This is a genomic window from Kitasatospora sp. DSM 101779, assembly GCF_025655475.1.
GTDB lineage: Bacteria > Actinomycetota > Actinomycetes > Streptomycetales > Streptomycetaceae > Kitasatospora.
Genome location: NZ_JAHTIK010000001.1, coordinates 295500 through 315760, shown reverse-complemented (window position 1 = coordinate 315760; position 20261 = coordinate 295500). Strand labels below are relative to the sequence as shown.

The 20261-nt window shown below is 73.5% G+C and carries 14 protein-coding genes; 6 read left to right on the top strand and 8 right to left on the bottom strand.

What is annotated here, in order from left to right; translation table 11 throughout:
• Nucleotides 1-43 precede the first annotated feature (43 nt).
• A complete protein-coding gene (locus KSNIM_RS01410) occupies nt 44-832 on the bottom strand; it encodes a hypothetical protein (protein ID WP_263101347.1) in 789 nt (262 codons plus the stop codon).
• 88 nt (nt 833-920) lie between these two features.
• On the bottom strand, nt 921-1403 hold the full coding sequence (locus KSNIM_RS01405) for a SigE family RNA polymerase sigma factor (RefSeq protein WP_317633978.1): 483 nt from the start codon (nt 1401-1403) through the stop codon (nt 921-923).
• A gap of 334 nt (nt 1404-1737) precedes the next feature.
• Between KSNIM_RS01405 and KSNIM_RS01400 the strand changes: the two genes are divergently transcribed.
• The 5 genes from KSNIM_RS01400 to KSNIM_RS01380 all read left to right on the top strand — a co-directional run bounded on the left by KSNIM_RS01400 (nt 1738) and on the right by KSNIM_RS01380 (nt 6792).
• On the top strand, nt 1738-2802 hold the full coding sequence (locus KSNIM_RS01400) for a ParB/Srx family N-terminal domain-containing protein (RefSeq protein ID WP_263101345.1): 1065 nt from the start codon (nt 1738-1740) through the stop codon (nt 2800-2802).
• 235 nt (nt 2803-3037) lie between these two features.
• Complete coding sequence (locus KSNIM_RS01395; protein WP_263101344.1) at nt 3038-3574, top strand: hypothetical protein; 537 nt, start codon at nt 3038-3040, stop codon at nt 3572-3574.
• Between the two features lie 469 nt (nt 3575-4043).
• Nucleotides 4044-4835 (top strand): alpha/beta fold hydrolase, encoded by a 792-nt coding sequence (locus KSNIM_RS01390; protein WP_263101343.1) that lies wholly within the window; start codon nt 4044-4046, stop codon nt 4833-4835.
• 279 nt (nt 4836-5114) lie between these two features.
• A complete protein-coding gene (locus tag KSNIM_RS01385) occupies nt 5115-5798 on the top strand; it encodes a hemerythrin domain-containing protein (protein ID WP_263101342.1) in 684 nt (227 codons plus the stop codon).
• A gap of 82 nt (nt 5799-5880) precedes the next feature.
• Nucleotides 5881-6792, top strand: a complete 912-nt coding sequence (locus tag KSNIM_RS01380) for a TIGR03619 family F420-dependent LLM class oxidoreductase (protein ID WP_263101341.1) — start codon at nt 5881-5883, stop codon at nt 6790-6792.
• A gap of 44 nt (nt 6793-6836) precedes the next feature.
• On the opposite strand, the gene KSNIM_RS01375 is transcribed toward KSNIM_RS01380, so the two are convergent.
• A complete protein-coding gene (locus KSNIM_RS01375) occupies nt 6837-10232 on the bottom strand; it encodes an AAA family ATPase (protein WP_263101340.1) in 3396 nt (1131 codons plus the stop codon).
• Between the two features lie 278 nt (nt 10233-10510).
• Nucleotides 10511-11401 (bottom strand): S41 family peptidase, encoded by an 891-nt coding sequence (locus KSNIM_RS01370; RefSeq protein ID WP_263101339.1) that lies wholly within the window; start codon nt 11399-11401, stop codon nt 10511-10513.
• A gap of 754 nt (nt 11402-12155) precedes the next feature.
• Between KSNIM_RS01370 and KSNIM_RS01365 the strand changes: the two genes are divergently transcribed.
• Complete coding sequence (locus KSNIM_RS01365) at nt 12156-14078, top strand: lamin tail domain-containing protein (protein WP_263101338.1); 1923 nt, start codon at nt 12156-12158, stop codon at nt 14076-14078.
• 132 nt (nt 14079-14210) lie between these two features.
• Here KSNIM_RS01365 and KSNIM_RS01360 read toward each other — a convergent pair whose 3' ends face one another.
• The 4 genes from KSNIM_RS01360 to KSNIM_RS01345 form a co-directional block, all read right to left on the bottom strand.
• A complete protein-coding gene (locus KSNIM_RS01360) occupies nt 14211-14513 on the bottom strand; it encodes a protealysin inhibitor emfourin (protein WP_263101337.1) in 303 nt (100 codons plus the stop codon).
• An 81-nt stretch (nt 14514-14594) separates the two neighbouring features.
• Nucleotides 14595-15803, bottom strand: a complete 1209-nt coding sequence (locus KSNIM_RS01355) for a M4 family metallopeptidase (RefSeq protein WP_263101336.1) — start codon at nt 15801-15803, stop codon at nt 14595-14597.
• 759 nt (nt 15804-16562) lie between these two features.
• Nucleotides 16563-18149, bottom strand: a complete 1587-nt coding sequence (locus KSNIM_RS01350) for an alpha/beta hydrolase (protein ID WP_263107793.1) — start codon at nt 18147-18149, stop codon at nt 16563-16565.
• Nucleotides 18149-19501, bottom strand: coding sequence for an alpha/beta hydrolase (locus KSNIM_RS01345; RefSeq protein WP_263101335.1), 1353 nt, complete (start codon nt 19499-19501; stop codon nt 18149-18151). Before KSNIM_RS01345 ends, KSNIM_RS01350 begins: the two co-directional genes overlap by 1 nt.
• Nucleotides 19502-20261: the final 760 nt, after the last annotated feature.

Here is a 20261-nt window from a genome sequence, read left to right as displayed (position 1 = left end):
GTCCGGCCGCCCGGGGAGCGCCGCCGCGTGCTCTCCGGCGGCATCACCCGGGTGCGTCGAGGGGGACGGCCTTCAGCGCGGCCAGCACCTCCGGGTTGGAGACCAGGGCCTCCAGGTCCGCGGGTGCCATGGCCTTGGATTCCTGTGGTTCGCCGCCTGCTCCCTGGGGCGGGACGGCCGTCGGCATCGTCCCGAGTCCGGCGATCCGGCCCTGCGGGGTGACCAGGGTGAACTGGGTGCCCGAGTAGGACGTGGACCGGTACAGCCAGCCGGTCGAGCCGTCCGACAGCGTCCGCAACACACAGTCGCTCGCGTAGACGGGCTTGCCGTCCTTCGACTCGCACGGCGAAGGCTCACTGCTGCCCGGCGTCACCGGGTTGCCCGTGATCGTCGCCACTGCCGTGAAACCGCCGTCCGCGCGGACCAGCCGGAACGTGGTCGGGCCGCCGCCGGCCAGCACCCCGGTGTACCCGGCCGGCAGGTGGGCGGCGAGGGCGGCCTGCAACCGGGCCTGCAGCGCGTCCAACTGGTCCATCCCGTAGCCCGACGGCTGCGCCGTCGACGGCCGGCCGTCCGCGGGGTCGAGTCCCACCAGGTCCCGCAGCCACGGTGCCGCCGCCCCCGGTACGGCCAGCGCCGCGCCGAACGCCAGCACCGGTGCCGCCACGAGCACTCCCGCGCCGATCGCGAGCCGCCGCCGGGCCCGCAGCCGCCGCCCGCCGGCCCGGACGGCCGCCAGGACGACCGGCTGCTCCGGCTCCGGCCGCTCCAGCACCGCCCGGAACACCTCCGCCGCCATCCGGCGGTCGGGGTCGTCCCCCCTGTGCGTCATGCCTGTTTCCTCCCTCTCGCTGCGCATCCCCGACCTCGCCCGTGCACCCGCTCGCTCGTCCGCCCTCGCCGCCCCGCGGCCGGCCCGCTCACGCTCCGGCGATCTCGTGCACCGAGTCGCCGAGGATCGTCCGCAGCTGCGCCAGACCGCGGTGGGCGTCCGAACGCACCGCGCCGCTGCTCCGGTTGAGGATCGCGGCGCACTCCTCGACGCTCTGGTCCTCCCAGTACCGCAGCACCAGCACCGCCCGGTAGCCCGGCGTCACGCGGGCGAGCGCCGCCAGCAGTGCCAGCCGCCGGTCCGGGTCGGTGACCGTCGCGGCCGTTTCCGGCGGCTCGGCGCTGGCGACCTCGCCGGCCGAGCGGCGTCGCCGCCCGTCCACGAACGTGCGAACCAGCGTGGTGCGGGCGTAGCCTCCGGCCGTGTCCGGGTCGCGCAACCGCGGCCAGCGTGCGTACACCTTGATCAGGGTCGACTGCACCAGGTCCTCGGCCAGGTGCCAGTCGCCGCACAGCAGGTACGCGGTACGGCGCAGCGCCCCGTACCGGGCTGCGGCGAACTGTTCGAACAATCTCTCGCGCTCCGGCGACATCCGTGCCCGGCCCCCTGTTCCGTCGTCCGCGCCGAGTTGTCCGCGGGACGGTGGTGCCCCGCGTCGACTACTACACGGGACGGGGTACCGGAAATGTTGCGTCCCCTGACCACTCCTCCACCGGCCGCCGCGCCGTGGAGCACGCCGCCTGACGCCCCGTCGGCACGGCGACGCAATGAGCCGGACCGCGGCACACCGGGTGCAGCGCCACGATCGTCGACCCGGGTTCTCCCGGAGGTCGCGGGCGCGACGGCCCGTGTTGGCCGACCGCTGCCACGCTCACGGGCGGAGCCGCCCCGATGCGAGGAGTGCCATGCGACTCAGACCCCCGTCCCGCCGTACCGCGGCGCTGGGCACAGCCGTCGTCGCGGTCGTCGTGGCCGCGCCGGCCGCACACGCCGCCCCCGGCGCGCCGGGTACCCGGCCCTCGTTCTGCCGGCACGACAACCGTTCCGCGCCGTTCGCGCAGTACCTGTGCGCCGAGCCCGGCGAGCTGCTCGACGTCCGCATCGGCGACGTCCACCCGACCCAGCCCTCGCTGGGCTACGACGAGGTGTACTACAAGCTCGGCCGCTACACACTCGGCAAGGACGCGATCAACAAGAAGTTCAGCGACTGGTGCGAGGCCGACGGCCGCGTCGACGCGGTGAACGTCCTGCCCGGCGCGCGCCTGGACGACCCGTCCTCCTTCACCTGCCGGCTCCCCGTCGGCGCCGAGACGGCGGACAGCATCGCGCCCATGAAGACGGTCGTCATTGGCCCGCACGGCGAGCCGTTCCTCACCGACGGGCACCACACGCTCACGTCGTTCTACGAGACCCCCGACGGCGGCGCCGACCTGCACGTCCGACTGCGGGTGCTGGCCAACTTCAGCAACCTCACCCGCCGGGCGTTCTGGGACCAGATGCAGGCGCACAAGTGGGTGTACCTGCGCGACCCCGAGGGCGACCCGGTCGCGGTGAACAAGCTCCCGACCGGCGTCGGACTGGCCAACTTCGGCGACGACAAGTACCGCGGCCTGCTCTACTTCGGCCGGGACATCGGCTACACGCAGAACGACCTGCCGTTCCAGGAGTTCTACTGGGGCGGCTGGGTCCGCGACGCGCACCCGGTCGACCTGTCCGACTGGAACCCGAACGACCTCGGCAGCTACCTGGCCACCGTCAAGGGCCTGACCCAGGCGATGACCGCGCTGCCGAAGGACGCCGTCGTCGACAGCGGCTTCACCGCCGCCGACCTCGACGCGCTGGACCAGTGGAACGCGGGCAAGGCCGCCGACAAGGGCGAGTTCGACAAGCTGAGCAAGCCGTACTCCGACGCCAAGCCCGGCAAGCTCGCCTACGCACTCGAGTACAAGCGGGTCCACGACCTGGGCTGACCGCCCGCCGTACAAGCCCCGCAGGCGTTGAACGCCTCCCGAGGAGGACCGGCAACCCACGGCCCGGTCCTCCTCGTTTTCGGCCCGGTCCTCCTCGTTTCGGCCGGCCTTCGGAACGGTGGACAGGACGACCCCCGTCCGCCCCGGATCCTGAGGCATCTGCCCGGCCACGTCGCGGGAGGCGCGACGCGGAAATCCGTTTCCGACTGCCTGCGGTGGCTGGCAGCATGCTGTCATGTCGACGCGCGAAGCCCCCGAGACAGGTCCCGAGACAGCCGCAGAGGCAGTGCGGGAACTGCGGGAGATCGCCCACTCCTGGGTCGACGGCCGACGTGTCGACCCGGAGCTTCTGATCGAAGCCGCACTCCGTGCGCTGATCGCGGGCGTTGACACACCGTCACTGCTGCACCTCGCCGCGTTGAACCGCCTCGAGCACGACCAGGCCTCGGACCTGTTCGGCCAGGTAATGGAGGAGCTCGGCTTCGGTTTCCACCCGCCCGAGGACTACTGGGAGAGCCGGCTGGCGCTCGCCCGCTGGTGGGCCACCGAGATCGTCGGCGGGTGGCTGGACCCCCTCGAGGGCACCGTCCTCATCTTCCACGAGGTCGCGGAGGCCTACGGGCGGTGCGAGGAGTTGGCCCCCGTCATCGACGCATTCATGGGGCCCCGGCAGCCCGGCGGGCAGCAGCAAGTCCCGCACGAGATCACCGCAGACCTGACACAGGTCGCCCAGGAACTCGTGGCCCGCATCCCGCCGCCCGGCCGCCCCTGACCGGACGCGGTGCCGACAGCGCCCCAGCGGGCCCTGCACCCCGTCCGGAACCGGCGCGCGCCCGCTCGGCACCCGCGGCAACGTCTGCCGGACTCCACCACTGCACCTCCGGCCGTCTTTCGACGCGCGAGCAATCAGGGCGGTGAGCGGTTTCGACGCGCGGGGCGTCAGGCCCTCGCCCGGGCGCGCCGACGGCCCGTCCTCCCCCGGGCAATCGCCGCGCGCCGATCCAGGCCCCGCAGGCGGTACGACCCACGCCCCTCCAGGCCCTGTTCCCCCCACGCGTCGGAACACGGCCCCGAGCCGGTCCGTCCGGTCCGTCCGGTCCGTCCGGATTCGCCGAAGGCGTGTCGCGGCGGCCGGCGGAAGGTGTGCCTGCGGAAGGCTTCCGACAGGGTCGTCCCGAGGCCGAGGAGGCCCGGAGCCCGCCTCGAAGGGGTGCTGCCGTGGCTGAGTCCGTGTCGGTGACGTGCTGCTGCACTACGCGGAGACCGGTGAGGGCGAGCCGCTGGTGCTGGTGCACGGCTCGTGGAACGACCACCGCCCGTGGCAGCCGGCCGTCGACGCCGGACTGGAGTGGGCCTTCCGCGTGATGGCGTACGACCGTCGGGGCCACGGCCGCAGTGGGCTGGTGCCGGGCCCCGGCACGCGGCCACAGGACGAGGACGACCTGGCAGCACTGATCGAGGCACTGGGCCTGGCGCCGGCCCATGCCGCGGGGAACTCGTTCGGCGCCTCGATCACGGCGGGTCTGGCCGCGCGCCGCCCGGAGCTGTTCGGGCGGATCGTCCTTCACGAACCCCCGCTGGCCGGGCTCGTTCTCGACGACGCCGTCGCAGTGGCGGAGATGCGGACGGTGACGGAGGCCATCGAGGAGGCGAAGCAGCTGCTGCGCGAGGGCGACGACGCTGCGGGCGCGAAGCTGTTCGTCGAGGAGATCGCGCCCGGCCCCGGCGCCTGGGGGACGATGCCCGAGCCGCTGCGGGACACCATCGTCACCCACGCGCAGACCTGGCTCGACGAACAGCAGGATCCGGGCTGGGCCCTCCTGGACCTCGACGGGCTCGGCGCCTGCACGGCGCCGGTGCTGCTCAGCCGCGGCAGCGAGAGCCCGGCATGGTTCGGTGCCGTACTGGACCGCCTGGCCGCGGTGTTGCCGCACGCACGGCGCAACACCTTCCAGGGCGCCGGTCACATCCCTCATGTGACGCACCCGCAGGACCATGCCGCGGTGGTGACCGCGTTCATGCGTGGCACCTGAGGACGAAGCCGCTGCCGAGCGCGGTCGACCGTGAGAAGCCGCGCCGTAGGCCGAGGCCGACGCCGTCCGGGAGACGCTCGCGGATCGGTGCCACCCCTCGGTCGAGCAGCCGCGGCACCGGGCCGCCACAGAGCCTGCACCGGAGCGCGTCATCAGGCCCGGCGCGGTCGCCGCGACCAGACATGGTCCTCCCGTGGACCGGGCCCCCTCCTCCCGCGCGGGCGGTCGAAGCAAGTCGGCTGCAAGTGCCGTGCAATCGGGCTGCGGAGACTGGGTGTCATGACTTCGAGCAACAACTCCGACTCCACCCTCCACCCCTACACCCGCGAGATGGCGATGATCCACCAGGTGTTCCGCCGCGAGTCGCGCCTGCTGGCCGAGCTCGTCCAGGACGTACGGCCCGGCGACACCGCACGTTCCCGGATCCTCGCCGAGCACTGGCGGCTGTACTCCATCGGCCTGCACGCCCACCACACCGGAGAGGACGAGATGCTCTGGCCGGTCCTGCTGCCCCACCTGGACCTCGACGCCGAGCAGGTCCTGGCGATGGAGGCGCAGCACCGCGAGCTCTCCGAGGGGATCACCGAGGTCCAGCGCCTGATGGAGCGGTGGCAGGCACGGGCCCTGCCCGAGGACCGCGACGAGCTCACCGAGGCGCTGCGCAGGCACCACCGGCAGCTGTGCGCCCACCTCGACGAGGAGGAGCGGGAGGTCATGCCGCTGGTCGCGCTCCACGTGAACGAGGAGCAGTGGCACGCGGTGGGCGAGCGGGGCCTCGCCGAGACGCCCCGGAACCGGCTGATGATCGCCCTGGGAGCCATCCTGGAGGACACGTCGCCACAGGAGCGCCGGGAGTTCCTCGCTCGGCTGCCCGTCCCGGCCCGGGTGCTGTGGAAGCTCCTCGGCCAGCGGCAGTACCGCCGCGAGACGGACCGGGTCCGCGGCCCGCGCACGACCGCTTGACGTGGCCCTCCCGTCCGGCCGCCCGTCCAGGGCCCGGAACCGACAGTCCGACCCGCCCGTACCGATCGAGGAACCGTCACCGATGCGCATCGGATTCTCCGTCCCCCAGTTCGGCCCGTTCGCCGATCCCGACCGCACCGCCGTGATGTGCGCGGCGCTGGAGGCGCTGGGCTGCCACAGCCTCTGGGCGGCCGACCGGCTGCTGGCGCCACTCACCCCGCCCGAGGGCTACCCGGGCGGGAAGGCGATGCCCGTCCGGTACGCCACCCACCTCGACCCGCTGCTCGCCCTGGGGGTGGCCGCCGCGGCCACCGAACGGGTGCGGCTCGGCAGCAGCACGCTCAACGCCCTGTGGTATCCGCCGGTGGTGCTCGCCCGGGCGCTGACGACCCTCGACCTGATCAGCCACGGACGTCTGGACGTGGGTCTCGGGCTGGGCTGGATGCGCGAGGAGTACGAGGCCGCCGGGGTGCCCTGGCGGGGGCGCGGCGAGCGGCTGGAGGAGACCCTCGACGTCCTCGATGCCGTCTGGCGGTCGGACACGGTCGCCCACACCGGCCCGCTGTGGACGGTGCCCGAGTCGACCGTCCTCCCGAAACCCCGCCAGGGCCCGAGGCCGCCGATCCTGCTGGGCGGGTTCACCCCGCCCGCCCTGGAGCGGGTCGGCAGGCGCGCGGACGGCTGGCTGGCGGCCTCGATGCCGTTGCCGTACTTCGGCGCCCTGTGGGCGGTGGCCGCCGGGGCCGCCGAGCGGGCGGGGCGGGACCCGGCGGGGCTGCGCCGGGTGTTCCGGGTGAACCCGGAGGTCACCACGGCCGAAGCCGGCCCCGAGGAGACCTACCACCGCGGGACGGTGCGCCAGATCTGCGACCACCTCCGGGTGATGTGCGAGGCGGAGACCGACGAGGTGCTCGTGGACCTCCAGCTGACCACGGATTCGCCCGAGGAGTTCCTCGACCTGGCCGCGGCGTTCCTGGCCGAACTGGCGAACTGACCGCCGTCCCGGACCGGGCAGCCCCTGCCGTGCGGGACGCCCCGCTACGCGGGCTCCGGCGGCAGGCCGGCCAGGCCGGTCCGGGCGGCGTCCGCCCAGTGGGGGGAGTCCCAGGCGGACGCCACCCGCGCGGCTTCGTGGAAGTGGTCCCGGGCCTCCTCGGGGCGGCCCAGGAACCGGGCCAGTTCGCCCAGGGTCTGCGCGACGGGCCGGAACACGACGCTCAGGGTGCTCGCGCCGCCCGCCAGCCCGCGCAGGGGCAGCAGCTCCCGGTACACCTCGGCGGCCAGGGCCTCGTCGTCGAAGACGACGGCGGCCGCGCCCCGCAGCTCGGCCAGGACGGAGAAGGCGAAGTCGCGCCGGAGCGGCACACCTCGGCCGAGGACGTCCCGGGCCTGTCCGGGGCGGCCCGCGTCCAGCAGCGCGAGCGCGGTGAGGGCCTCGTTGAGCGGCTGGTACTGCTCCCACACCGCGAGCAGCACGGGCAGCATCTCGGCGAGTCGTCCCTGCTGCAGCCTGATGCAGCCGATGCCCAGGGCGGCCAGGCCGTTGAGATCCACGGCCCCCCGTGCCCGCAGCGCGTCCACCGCCGCTCCCATGGCCTGCTCCGCCTCCTCGAAGCGGCCCCGGGCCATGGCGAGCATGGGATGCCGCAGCCTGGCCACCGCGAACGCGCCCTGGAGCTCGTAGGTGCGGGCGATGTCGTCCGCGCGGCCGAGGCACCGCTCCATCTCGGCCGGGTCGTTGCGGCCGGCGGCGATCCGGGCCGCGGTGTAGGCACTCATCCAGGAGTACTCGGGGCTGTCCTGGGAGTCGGCGACCTCGGCGAGTTCCCGCTGGAGTTCCCGGTAGACGCCGGGTTCGAGGTCGCAGTCGACCCGGCGCAGCAGCGAGGTGAGCGTCAGGCCGTGCAGCCGGGGCTCGCCCACGGACCGGGCGAGCTCCACGGCCTGGCGACCCACGGCCAGGGCGCGCGGGTCGGTGTCGTCGAGGGCGTCGGCGAGCTGGTCGAGGAGCAGGCACCGCTGACGGTCGGCCAGATTCGGGCTCTCCAGCAGCCGGCCGAGTTCCGCCACGGCCTCGGGGTCGGACGCCGCGTCGTACGCGCGGACACGCCACGGCGTCGGTTCGGTCCACGTCGTGTAGGCGGCGGTCAGCAGGTCGGCCCGGCCCGCCGCACGGGCCACCGCCACGGCCTGCTGCTGTGCCTCGCGGGCGGGCACCACGGCCCCCATCCGGATCCGGCAGTCCACCAGCTGACCCAGCAGCATCACCCGCAACAGGGCCGCGTCCTGACCGGCGAAGGCGGCCGGATGATCGGCGAGGAGCCCGAGAGCCGCGTTCAGCAGGGCCTCGGCGTTCTGCGGGGCGTAGCGGCGCACCGCCTGCTCGCACGCCAGCCGCGCATGGTGGACGGCGGGCCCGGCGTCGGCGGTCACCACCGCGGCCGCCTGCAGGAGGTGGTGGGCCGTGGCGGCGACGTCGTCCGAGCCCAGCGCGATCAGGCTCCTGCCCAGCCGGGAGTGCATCCGGGCCAGCCGCAGACGTGTGAGGTCGGCCTCCAGGGCGTCCCGCACGAGGGCGTGGCTGAAACGGACCGTGCCCGGACGCGGCTCGGTGAGCAGCCCGGCGGTGACACCCGCGTCCAGGGCGTCGAGGAGCTGCTCGGCATCGCTGTCCGCGGCATGGACGAGGAGGGCGACCGGCGCCTCGCGTCCGGCGACGGCCGCCAGCCGCAGCCCGGCCGTGACGGTCGGCGCGAGCAGGGCGAGCCGCCGCCGCAGCACGTCCTGGACACCCTGCGGCACGCGGGCCAGCGCCTGCTGCTCGCCCTCAGCGGCGAGCAGCAGCGAACTCTCGTGCAGGTGGAAGGGGTTCCCCCCGGCCCGTTCGGCCAGGGCCACCGCGGCCCGCTCGCTCATGTCGGCCGCGCTGCGCCGCAGCAGCTCCTTGGCCTGGGCGTCCGACAGGCCGCCGAGCGCCATCCGGACGGGCGAGCAGGCGGCCAGGCGCGCCAGTGCCCCGGTCAGGTCGCCCTCGCCGGTCCGGTACGAGCCGACCAGCAGCAGCGGTACGTCGCGCAGTTGCTCGGCGCAGAGCAGGAAGAGCTCGATGCTCTCCTGGTCACCCCGGTGCAGGTCGTCCAGCACGATCAGCAGCGGTCGCCGCCGCGCGGTGTCGCGGAGCCAGCCGAGCAGCGCCCTGTGCAGGCGGAAACGGCGGGCCGGGCTGCCGTCCGGCTGCGCGGAGTCGCTCGCGGTGCCCGGAGCCAGCAGCGGGGCGAGCTCGTCGGCGTACGGGCCCGGTGCCGCGGCCTCCGCCAGACCCGGCAGCATGTCGAACCAGGCCCGGCCGGGCGGAGCGCCCTCCGTCTCCGGGCACTGCCCGGACCCGGCCAGCCAGCCCTGCTGCGGCAGTTGGCGGACGGCCGCCTCCAGGAGACTGGACTTGCCGATACCGGGCTCGCCGGAGACCAGGACCACCTGGGCCCGGCCGCCCCGTGCCCGGTCCGCCGCGGCGGCGAGCCCGGCCAGCTCCTCGTCACGGCCCAGGAGCCGGTCCGCCACCAGGGCGGTCGGCGTCCCGCCTCCGACGGTCGCCACCGGACCGCGCCGTTCGGCCGCGGCGGTGGACGGCTCGGTCCGCACGGCGGCCACGGCGGGTGCCCCGGTCGCCAGCCGGAGCACGTCCAGACGCTGGTGCAGCAGGGCCTGCTCCAGCTCCAGGAGAGCGGGCCCGGGCTCCACGCCGAGTTCCTCACCGAGGATGCGCCGGGCCTGCCGCAGCGCGGCCAGGGCATCGCCCTGGCGGTCGCGAGCCCACAACGCCAGGGCCAGCAGCCGCCAGCCCTCCTCGTGCAAAGGCTGTTCCCGGGTCAGCAGGAGCGTGTCGGCGAGTGCCTGCGCGGCCTGCCCGCTGCCCAGCCGTGCGGCGGCGAGCCGCTCCCGGGCGGAACGGTGCAGCTCCTCCAGGCGGGCGCGTTCGGCGGCGGTCCACGGCTCGTCCAGGAACTCTTCGTACGGCTGCCCGCCCCACGAGGCGAGCGCCTCGGCCAAGCCCTCGGCGGCGAGGTGCGCGGGCATGCCTGCCCCCGAGCAGGCCGCCACCCGGCGCTCGAACACCCAGGCGTCCACCGCGTCCCGGTCAACGGCGAGGGCGTAGCCGTAGGGTGCGCTGACGAGCAGCCGCGCGGGCGCCCGCGGTGCCCGTTCCGGTTCGAGGACACGCCGCAGCCGCGCGACATAGGCGTGCAGCGATGCCTGGGAGCTCGACGGGACGCGGGTCGGCCACAGCCGCTCGACGATCTGCTCCGTGGGCACGACCGCGCCACCGGCGAGCAGCAGTTGGACCAGAACCATACGGGCGAGCCGGCCACCCGCATCGACCGGGCGGCCGTCGACCTCGACCCGGAACGAGCCGAGCACCTTCAATGTGACCATGACACGGTCATCGTAAACGGCCCACCGCAGTCCGATGCGCCGGGGAACCCGCGGAGGGCTCGCGCAACGAGTGAGGCCACGGGAGCCCTCCCCCGGGTCGCGGGGCCCTCGCAGGGCACCTCTGACCGGTCTCGGCCGGGCCCGATGACGTCTGACGGCCCCGCACCGGCCAGGGGCCGCCGCGCCGCCGTTGGCAGCCGGAGGGGCGGGCCCGGGCCGATCGGGCCGTGAGGGGCCCGTCCGACCAGGTCGTCCCGGGGCGGCGGCCTGATCCCGCTTCAGCCGAGCTGTTCGCGCAGGTAGTCCAGGGCCGCCTCCAGGGCCCGGTCGGCCGGGACGGCGAGGTCCGGCCGGACGCCGACGCCCTCCCAGTTGGTGCCGGTGACGGGGTTGATCGAGCGGGCGGTCGGCACGGTCACCGTGACGTGCGGGGAGACCGGAATGCGCGAGGTCGGGTGGGCGCCGCCGCCGGTGGTCTCGCCGACCAGGGTCGCGCGCTCGAGCACCTTGAGGTTGTACGCCAGCTCCTCGCCGCCGGAGAAGGTGACGCTGCCGGTCAGCACGGCGACCGGGCGGTCCAGGTAGCGCGGGCCGGCGAGGTGGCCGACGGTCCAGTACTGGCGGGTGGAGTCGCTGGCCCGGTCGTAGATGTCGTTGAGGTGCACCTCGTCATCGGGGAAGAAGTAGCTGCACCACAGCTGCACGCCCTCGGGCGAGCCGCCCCGGCACCCGCGCAGGTCGATCACCAGGGCGTCGGTGGCCGCGACCAGTTGCATGGCCGCGGCGAACACGGGACCGCCGAGCTCGGCGGGGGGAATCATGCTCAGGGAGAGGTAGCCGATGTTGCCGGCGAGCTGCTCGACCCTGCGGACGCCGTAGTTGTTGTCCCGGCTGTAGGCCTCGAAGCGTGCCCGGGCGACGTCCTCGGGCTCCTGGTCCATCGACTGGGGTTCCTCGCTCCACAGCAGCCGCAGGTGCTTGTCGGGGCAGGCCTCCTGCAGGTCCGCGGTGACCCGCTCGCACAACTCCTGTTCGTCCAGGCCGTCGTAGGCGCTGTCGGCCCATCGGCGCCGGATCGCGGCATCGATGCCGGCCGTCTGCTCGGGGAACACGTAGCCGGCCGTGATCCGGGCCAACGCGGTCTCGAGTATCTCGTGTTGAAGCGTCATAGTGGCGGCATTCTGGGCGGCTCGGAGTCCGCATGCAAATGACTTTCGGCCCGACCCGCAGTCTCCGCCTCCCGAGGCCGTGCCGGGTGGCGGCCAACACGGGGGAGCGGATCCCCCGGAGAGCCGCCGGGCTGCGACAGCGACGCCTGCTGCTGCCGTGGGGCGTGACGTGCTGCCCTACGTCGACCGGGTCACCACATACGCCCCTGCCGACCGCGACGAGCGCGGTGCCTGCGTCGGGGCGGAGGAGGCGGTCAGCGACCACGGCCCGGTCGAGGCCGCCCACCTCGCGGCCGTTGCCGCCTCCGCCGAGGACACCGGCTTCAGCACGCGGCCGTTCGCGAACCCCGGGCCCCGGCCGGCTTCGTGCACTTCGGCCTGGAGCCCGCCCCGGTGGACGGCGGTCTCGCGGGAGTCTTCCCACCCGACCTCACCGGCTTCCACGACGGAGCCCGGGTCCCCGTCGCGGTCGCGCCCGAGCTCGTGCGGGCGTTGCTCTGATCCGGTGCGGTCCGTTGCGGCGGTCGCCGCTCGGGTTCCACCGTCGGGTGCGCCGTGGCCGAGGGTCCCGCCCCGGCCGGCGGGGCCGGGCGAGCAGGACGATGCGCCAGGGACGGCGCGTGCCGAGCGTTCCGGTGGCCAGCAGGTGACATTCAGCCGCAGTACACGCCCTCTCCACGTCCCGTCGCCAGAGTTCGGCCTCGTGCCTACCTCACACTCGCGTGCCGGCGTCGCCTCCGTGTGCGCCGCGGCTTTGACGTTTTCAGGACTGGTCGTCACCGGGATGGTCGCCGCGCAGCCCGCGGCTGCTGCCGATCCTGCCGGCTACCAGAACGTTCGGATCAACGAGGTCACCTCGTCCAACAACGACACGGTGGAGCTGTACAACACCGGCTCGACCGCGGTGAGCATCAGCGGCTGGAAGATGTCCGACGACGGCTTCGCGCCGCAGTCGTTCAGCCCGTCCTCCAGCACGATCGCGGCCGGCGGCTTCGTCACCTTCAACTCGCCCAAGGGACTGGGCGACTCGGACAAGCTGGTGATCTACACGGCCGACGGCACGGTGGTCGACCGGGTCGAGTGGGCCACCAACGGGGCGAAGCCGGCGATGGCGCGCTGCGGCGGCGACGGCACCGGTGCGTGGGTGACCACCACCGCGGCGACCACGTTCGGCGCCGCGAACGCCGCGGGCTGCCCGTCGTCGATCCCGGCGGCGAGCCGGATCCGGATCAACGAGGTCACCTCCAACGGTTCGGACACCGTGGAGCTGTACAACGGCGGAACGAGCGCGGTCGGCATCGGGTCGTGGAAGTACGTCGACGGCGACACCACCCACTCCCCGGTGACGGTCTCGTCCTCCTCTCCGAGCGCGACCAGCATCCCCGCGGGCGGCTACGTCACGTTCAACTCCAGCCTCGGTCTGGGCGACAACGACTCGGTCTTCCTCCTCGACGGCAACGGCAACACCGTCGACTCGGTGACCTGGGCGACCGACGGCGCCAGGCCGTCCGACGAGCGCTGCGCCAACGGCGCCGGCTGGTTCCGGACCGCCGTGACCGCGACGCCCGGCAGCGCGAACTCCTGCTCGGGCAGCGGCGGTGGCGGCGGTGGCCAGACCGGCCAGCTGCTGGGCGGCGGCGGCTCGCTGACCAGCGGATGCGCCCCCGAGGCGCCCACCGGTACGGGTTCCACCCCGGCGGGCACCCTGGCGTGGCCCGGTGGGCTGGACGTCACGATCGCCGACAACGTCTGTGCGTTCACCACGTCCACCGGCCCCGAGGGCCGTGACGTCAGCGGTCTGGCGTTCGACCCGGCGAACCCGTCGGTGCTGTGGGCCGCCAAGAACAAGAACTGGCTGTACAAGCTGGTCAGTAGCGGCGGCAAGTGGATCCCGGACGCGACGTGGAGCGCGACCGGCAAGCAGATCCGCTTCGCCGGCGGCTCCGGCGAGCCGGACTCCGAGGGCCTGACGGTCGGCGCCAACGGCCACGTCTACGTGACCTCCGAGCGCGACAACACCAACAACACGGTGCCCAAGGACACGATCATGGAGTTCGACCCGGCCGCGACCGGCTCGACGCTCACGCCGGTCCACCAGTGGGACATGACCTCGCAGTTCCCGCAGCTCAACACCGGCAGCAAGGACGACGCCAACCTGGGCTTCGAAGGCGTCGGCTATGTGCCGGACAGCTGGCTGACCGCCAACGGCTGGGTCGATCCGCTGACCGGCTCCGCGTACAACCCGGCCAACTACCCCCTGCACGGGTCGGGCCTGTTCTTCGCCGGCCTGGAGTGGGACGGTTCGCTGCACGTCTACGGCCTGAACTCCGACGGCACGTTCACCACGTTCGGCACCATCGCGACCGGGAAGGCCTCCGTGATGGACGTGATGTACGACGCCGGGACCCAGCGCATCGTTGCGACCTGCGACAACACCTGCGGCGAGACGCACACGTTCCTCAAGGTCGACACCGGCGGTGCCATCGTTCCGGAGGTGACCTACACGAACCCGACCGTCGTGCCGACCGACAACCTCGAGGGCTTCGCGATCGCGCCGACCTCGACCTGCGTCAACGGCTTCCGCGAGGCGGTCCTCAGCGACGACGGCAACTACGGTTTCGGCTCCGGGAGCTCCTCCTCCGGACACGCCCTCTACAGCGCGACCTTCCCCTGCTGATCCCCTGACCTGCTGATCCCTCCGGCCGGCGGAGGCGGTCCCCGCCCGGGGCCGCCTCCGTGGTGGTGCCGGTCGGGGCCGGTGAAGCCTCCGGGCCCGGAGGAGTGCGAACCGGGGACCGGGTCACCGGTGTCACCGCTTCGCGAAGTACTTCTCCAGCCAGGTGAGCAGGGCCGCGAAGGCCAGGGACATGGCCGCGTCCGACTGCGTGAGCACCGTCGAGCGGGCACCGTCCTCGACCGTGATGGTGTAGCTCATCGCATCCGCGGCGCGGCCGCCCCCGCCTTCCTGCGGCGCCGCAACGGCCTGCGCGACCAGCCGGGACAGCTCCGCCGCGGCGTTCCCGGGCAGGGCGTCGCTGTCCAGCTCTCTGGGCGGGAGGCGGGGGTCGGCCACCGCCGCCTGCCCGCCGTACGTCGCCAGCGTCACCTTCACTGCGCACAACCTCCCCGTCGGTCGAGCCGCGGTCCTGCCGTCACGATCGCCCGAGGACCGGCCTGCGGCAAGCCCTGGTGATCACCTCGCCCTCTTCAGTGCCGCCACGTCGTCGGCGAGCTCCGCCACCCGGGTGCTCAGGGCCGACAGCTGCCGGCCGAGGGCCGCCACGCCGTCCTCCCGGCCCGCACCGTCGCTTCCGTCGACCGCGAGGCTCCGCGCCCGGGCGACCCCGGTCGGGATGCCGCTGATCGGGACCTCCACCTCGCGCCACGCCGCGAGCACGGCCGACTGCTCGGTGCTGCCGGCGCCGAACAGCTCCCCGGCCTTGCGGTACGTGGTGTCCGCGAAGTCCTGGAACTGGAAGTCGGCTTGGGAGACCTTGAGCGATTCGTACCAGATGAGCCCGGCGGCCTCCCAGGCGAATCCGCCGATCCGTTTGGCCGTCAGGTAGAACGCCTTGTTCGGGATGCCGGAGTTGTAGTGCACGGCGCCGTGGTCGCCCTCCTCGGTGTCGGGCATGTGGACGAACCTGCTCATGCGGTCCGGCTGGGGGTCACGGCCGAACTGTGCGTTGTCGAAGGCCGTCCCCGGGGCCTTCATCGATCGCAGGGCGTCGGCGTCGATGCCCGGGGTCCACACCTCGGTCCCGATCAGCCAGTCGGCCTCCTCGACCGACTGCTTCAGCGACCACTGCTTGACCAGCGTCCCGAAGACGTCCGAGATCGACTCGTTCAGGGCCCCGGACTGGTTGTGGTACTCGAAGCCCGCGGTGAAGTCGGTGACGCCGTGCGTCAACTCGTGGGCGATCACGTCGAGGGAACGGGTGAGGTCGCCGAACTTGACGCCGTCGCCGTCACCGAAGACCATCTCGCGTCCGTCCCAGAACGCGTTGTTGAACTTGACGGCGAAGTGGACGTAGCCGTCCAGGCGCATCCCCCGGTCGTCGATGGAATTCCGCTGGAACACCTCCTGGTAGAAGTCGCGGGTCAGGCCGAGGGCGTCGAACGCACGGTTGGCGGCCTCGTCCGTGGCCGGTGGCCCGTCCTCCGACCTGGCAAGGACGGCGAGTTGGAGGAACCTGCCCTGCTCGCAGTCGAAGACGGTCCGCCGGCCGTTCGCGGAGGCGGCCGCGGCGAAGGACGCCCGCACCGCCCGCTCGCCCCGCAGACGGGCCGTGGTCAGCAGGGTGTCCAGAGCGGCCTGGCGAACCTGCCTGTCGTCGCTCTCCAGGAGCTTCTCGAGAATGTACGGGGGAATGACGCAGTTGACGTGGCGGGTCCTGCTCATGGGACACCTCCTGGGAGGGGGAACGGAGGTTGAAGGGTGCACGGTCATGGCTGCGGGCTCACGCGTGCTCGTGCCGCGGCCCGCATTTCGTGGGGCTCGGGAACGCGCCCGGGAACGCGCACGTGATGCGCACGGGGACGAACGCGGGGCGGCAGAGGGGTTCGCCACCGGCACACGACAGGTTTCAGGGGCGCGGCCGCGCCGATACCCCCAGCTTCCTGCCGCCGGTGACGACCGGCAAACGTTCCGCGAGCGCACGACCGGCTCAGTGGGCGCCGGAGCCGCGATTCGACTACACAGCGGCAGCAGGGCCGTGGTGACGCCCTGTCGGAGCCAGGGGGCGGGAGCGGCGGCCGATGCCGGACAACGGCTTCGTTCCGGACCCGGCGGCTTCCACGGACCGTTCCGTGGCCGGGACGGAGGTCCCGAACCGGTCACCCTCCGACACCCGCGCGCGGAACGTAAAGCTCACGCAAAAAGTCTCGCGGCGCGAAGCGGCGCGCAGCGAAGTCGATCTTGCGGACTCACGGAGGGACGCCGACCTGCACGGCCCTGTTCCACGACGGGTGGGGGAGTGCCCCACGTCGTCCGTGTGCCCGCGCCGTGCCGCCCGGTGTCAACCGTGGGACGCAGCCGGGACGACTCGGGGGAGCGAGGGGCATCCTTCGCCTCGTCCGAGGACGGGCGGCGGCACGCACCGGCAGGCGGTCGCCCGCCGGTGCGTGCCTCGTGATCGGCCGGTCTGCCGGTCGGTCGATGTCACGGCGCGATGTCGAAGACCGGCGGCTGGAGGCCGGCGAGGCATCCCGTGTCAGGCGTGGCCGGGGTGTCGAAGAACGAGGTGGTGATCGACTGGGCGCACGGCGAGTCGGCGAAGACCACGTGGGCGACGTAGGGGACGGTGACCTCGGTGGACCGGCTCAGTGTGCGGGCGGCGTACGGTCCGCTGCTGGGTGCGGTCTGGGAGTCGAAGCCGCCCGACAGGACGAGGCTCGGGATGTCACTGCGCGTCACGTCCCGGACCGAACGCGGGGCCGCGGGGACGTCCCAGGCGCGGCAGTCCGCGTGGAGCCAGGGCAGCCCCGGAGCGTTGGCCAGCACCGAGTCGGGGAACGACGGGAACGCGCGCCGCCCGGCCCGGAGCACGTCGGCCTCGCTCTCGAACGGTGTCCATTCGCTGCAGAAGACGCCGTAGGCGAGCCCGTGCGAGAGTCTGCCGAAGGCCTGGGGGCTGAGCTTGCCGCCGGCCAGCTGCTCGGCGATCCGCTGCGGGTTGCCGTGGGCCAGCTCGTCGAGGGAGCGGGGCACGCCGGCCGCCAGGTGGCTGGCGAAGGTCAGCCAGTTCACCAGGGTGCCGCCGTCCAGTACGACCTTCACCGGGTCCGGGCTGTCCGGCACGGTGACGGTGGTGGTGACGGGCCGGGCTTCGAGCTGACGGACGAGGCGTTCGAAGGTGGCCTTCAGGTGCGGGTAGCGGTCGTTGCAGGCGGGCTGCTGCGCGCAGGCGTCGAAGATGCCGTCGAAGCCCTCCTGTGCGGCCTTCCAGGTCACGGCCCCGCTGGCGAGGGACGGCGGAAGGACACCGTCGATGCCGACCGACCGGAGACCCTCCGGGTGCAGGCGCATGTAGAGGAGCGCCAGGTCGGTGCCGTAGGAGATACCGAACACGTTCCACTGCCGGATGCCCAGTGCGACGCGCAGGTCCGCGTAGTCGGCGGCGCTCTCGGTGCTGTTGTACGCGCCGAGGTCGGCGCCGAGGCCCACCAGCCGGTCGCGGCAGGTCCGCGTCGCCGCGACGTGCCGGCGCCCGGTGGACGGCGCACCGTAGACGAGCCCGAGGGCGTCCGCGTTGAACTGGTCGATGTTCGGGCAGGTGAGCGCAGGGTCGGCCGAGTAGGTCCCGCGCTGGGACATGAAGATGACGTCCCGGTCGCGGTTCAGTCCGCCGTTGAGCGCCAGCTGGATCTCGGAGTTCGCGTCGTCGCCGGGACCGCCGGCGAGCCACACGATGGGGTCGGGCGCCCGTCTGTGCGTGGCGGGCACGATCGCGACGGCGAGGGTGATCTTCCGGCCCGTGTGCCGGGCACGGTTCTCGGGCACGGTGAGCGTTCCGCAGCGGGCCGTCTCCAGAGCCGGAGTCGGGTCCGCCGTCCTCGGGCAGGGGCCCGGGGTGAAGCGGGCGTGGCCCGCCGTCCGGGCGACCGTGCCGAGCGGCGAGTCCGCACCGGCCTCGGCCCGGGCGGGCAGTGCGGCGAGGCCGACCAGGAGGACACCGGCCGCGGCGCCGGCCAGTGCGGTCCGGAGCCGTCGCACGGCGCGGCGGTGACGGGGTGGACGGACGGACATCATGGGGTCTCCGGCTCAGGGGTGATGGTGAACGGTTGCGGGGCGAGTCCTGCCACACAGGCGGTGTCCGGCGCCGTCGGACTCGCGAGGAAGGAGGCCAGGACGCTCTGCGCGCAGGGCGACTGGGGAACCACCCAGTGGCCGATCCCGGGGATCAGCACGGCGGTCGAACGGGGCAGCGTCCGTGCCGTGTACCGGCCCCAGCTCGCCCCGGTCTTCGCGTCGAAGGTCCCGGAGAGGATGAGCGTCGGCACCTTGCTGCGGGTGGCCACCCGCTGGACGGCCGTGCGGTCGGGGACGTTCCAGACGCGGCAGACGTCGTGCTCGAAGGGGAGCTGCGGTGCCTGGGCCAGGACCGTGTCCGGCCAGCCGGGGAAGGCCCGGCGCCCGGCCTTCAGCACGTCGGCCTCCGAGAAGCCCGGCACCCACTCGCTGCAGGCCACCGACTGCGTCAGGCCGTGGGCGAACTCGCCGACGACGGGCGTCGCACCGGCGGCCTGGGCCCGGGCGAAGCGCTCGGGGTTGCCGTGCGCGAGCTCGTCGAGCGCCGCCGGGACGTCGACGGCCTTGACCGCGTTGGCGACCAGCAGGTTCACCAGCGCGCCCCCGTCGAGGACCACCTGCACCGGGTCGCCGCCCGCCGGCGGCTGCGCCGCCAGCCTCAGCGGGTGCGCCTCCAGCCGGCGGACCTGCTCCGTCAGCACGTCCGGGAGGTCCGGGTAACGGCTCCGACACGCTGGCTGGGCCGCGCACGCCGCGAAGATCGCGCCGATCCCCTCCCGGGCGCTGTCCCACGTCCACGGCAGGCTCACGATCTGCGGAGGCGCGACCGAGTCGATCGCCGCCGAGCGGATCCCCTCGGGGTGCAGGCGCAGATAGGTGAGGGCGAGGTCGGTGCCGTACGAGTACCCGTAGACGTTCCACTGCCTGACGCCCAGTGCCTTGCGCAGGTCCGCGAAGTCCGCGGCGTTCTCGGTGGTGTTGTAGGCACTCAGCTCGACCCCGTCGGCGGTCAGACGGTCCCGGCACGCCTTCGCCGCGCGGACCAGCCGCCGCCCGGTCGACGGCGCGTCATAGACCAGCCCCACGGCATCCGCGGTGAACCGGTCGATCTCGGGACAGGCGAGGTTCGGCTGCGCGTGGAGCGTGCCGCGCTGCGCCATGACGATCAGGTCGTGGTCCCGGTTCACTCCGGAACCGACCAGGAACGGGATGCTCCCGAACGCGTCGCCGCCCGGACCGCCTTCCATGAACACCACCGGCTCGGCGGCCGGGGCCGCCGACGAGGCCGGGATGATCGCGACGGCCAGCCGGATCGTCCGCCCGCCGTGCCGTTCGCGGTTCTCGGGCACCTCCAGGAACCCGCACCGCCCGGGGACCGGCTCCGCCGTCGTTGGGCAGGCACCGGGCACGAACCGCGCCGGACTCACTGACACGGCCTCACGGACGGGTGCTGACACGGCACCGCCCGACGCCGGCCCCGCCGCACCCAGCAGGGCGAGAACGCCCGCGACGACTGCCGCCCCGGCCGGCGCACCCCGCGAACGTCCCCGCGCGTACCGGTGCTGCGCCCACCTTCGCACCGACCCTCCGGTCCCGCGAACGGGCAGCGGGCAACCCGGACCGACTCCCTGATCCACCATGTGATTCCGTCCCTCTGACGTCCCGTCCGGTTCGACCGGGAGACGCGTCAACGTGCCCGCCGCGTGGTCCGGACGGGCACTGACCAGCCTGCGTGCGCGGGGATCCGATCACCACTCACGGGGGCCACCCGGAGCAGCTCCGCGACGGGGCAGTCGCCGTTCGGCGCTGCCGCGGACCGGACCGCGGTCGGGAGGCCGCGTCGAGGGCCGGTGCCGCGTCGACGTCCCGGGCCGAGCGGCCCCGCCGGCACGACCCGACCACAGGCCGCGAGTCGTCGCACGCGGACGACGCCCTCAGGCCGTTCGACACCGTCGGCGAGCGCTCCCGGATCCCGGTCGCCTTCCCGCACGGCCCGTGGTGGTCCGCCGCACTCGGCCACCGGGCGCTCCCCGTCACACCGGACGACGCCCTGATCCTTCGTCACCCCGACCGGCCCGCCGGCAGCGGCGACGCCCCCCGAGTGATCAG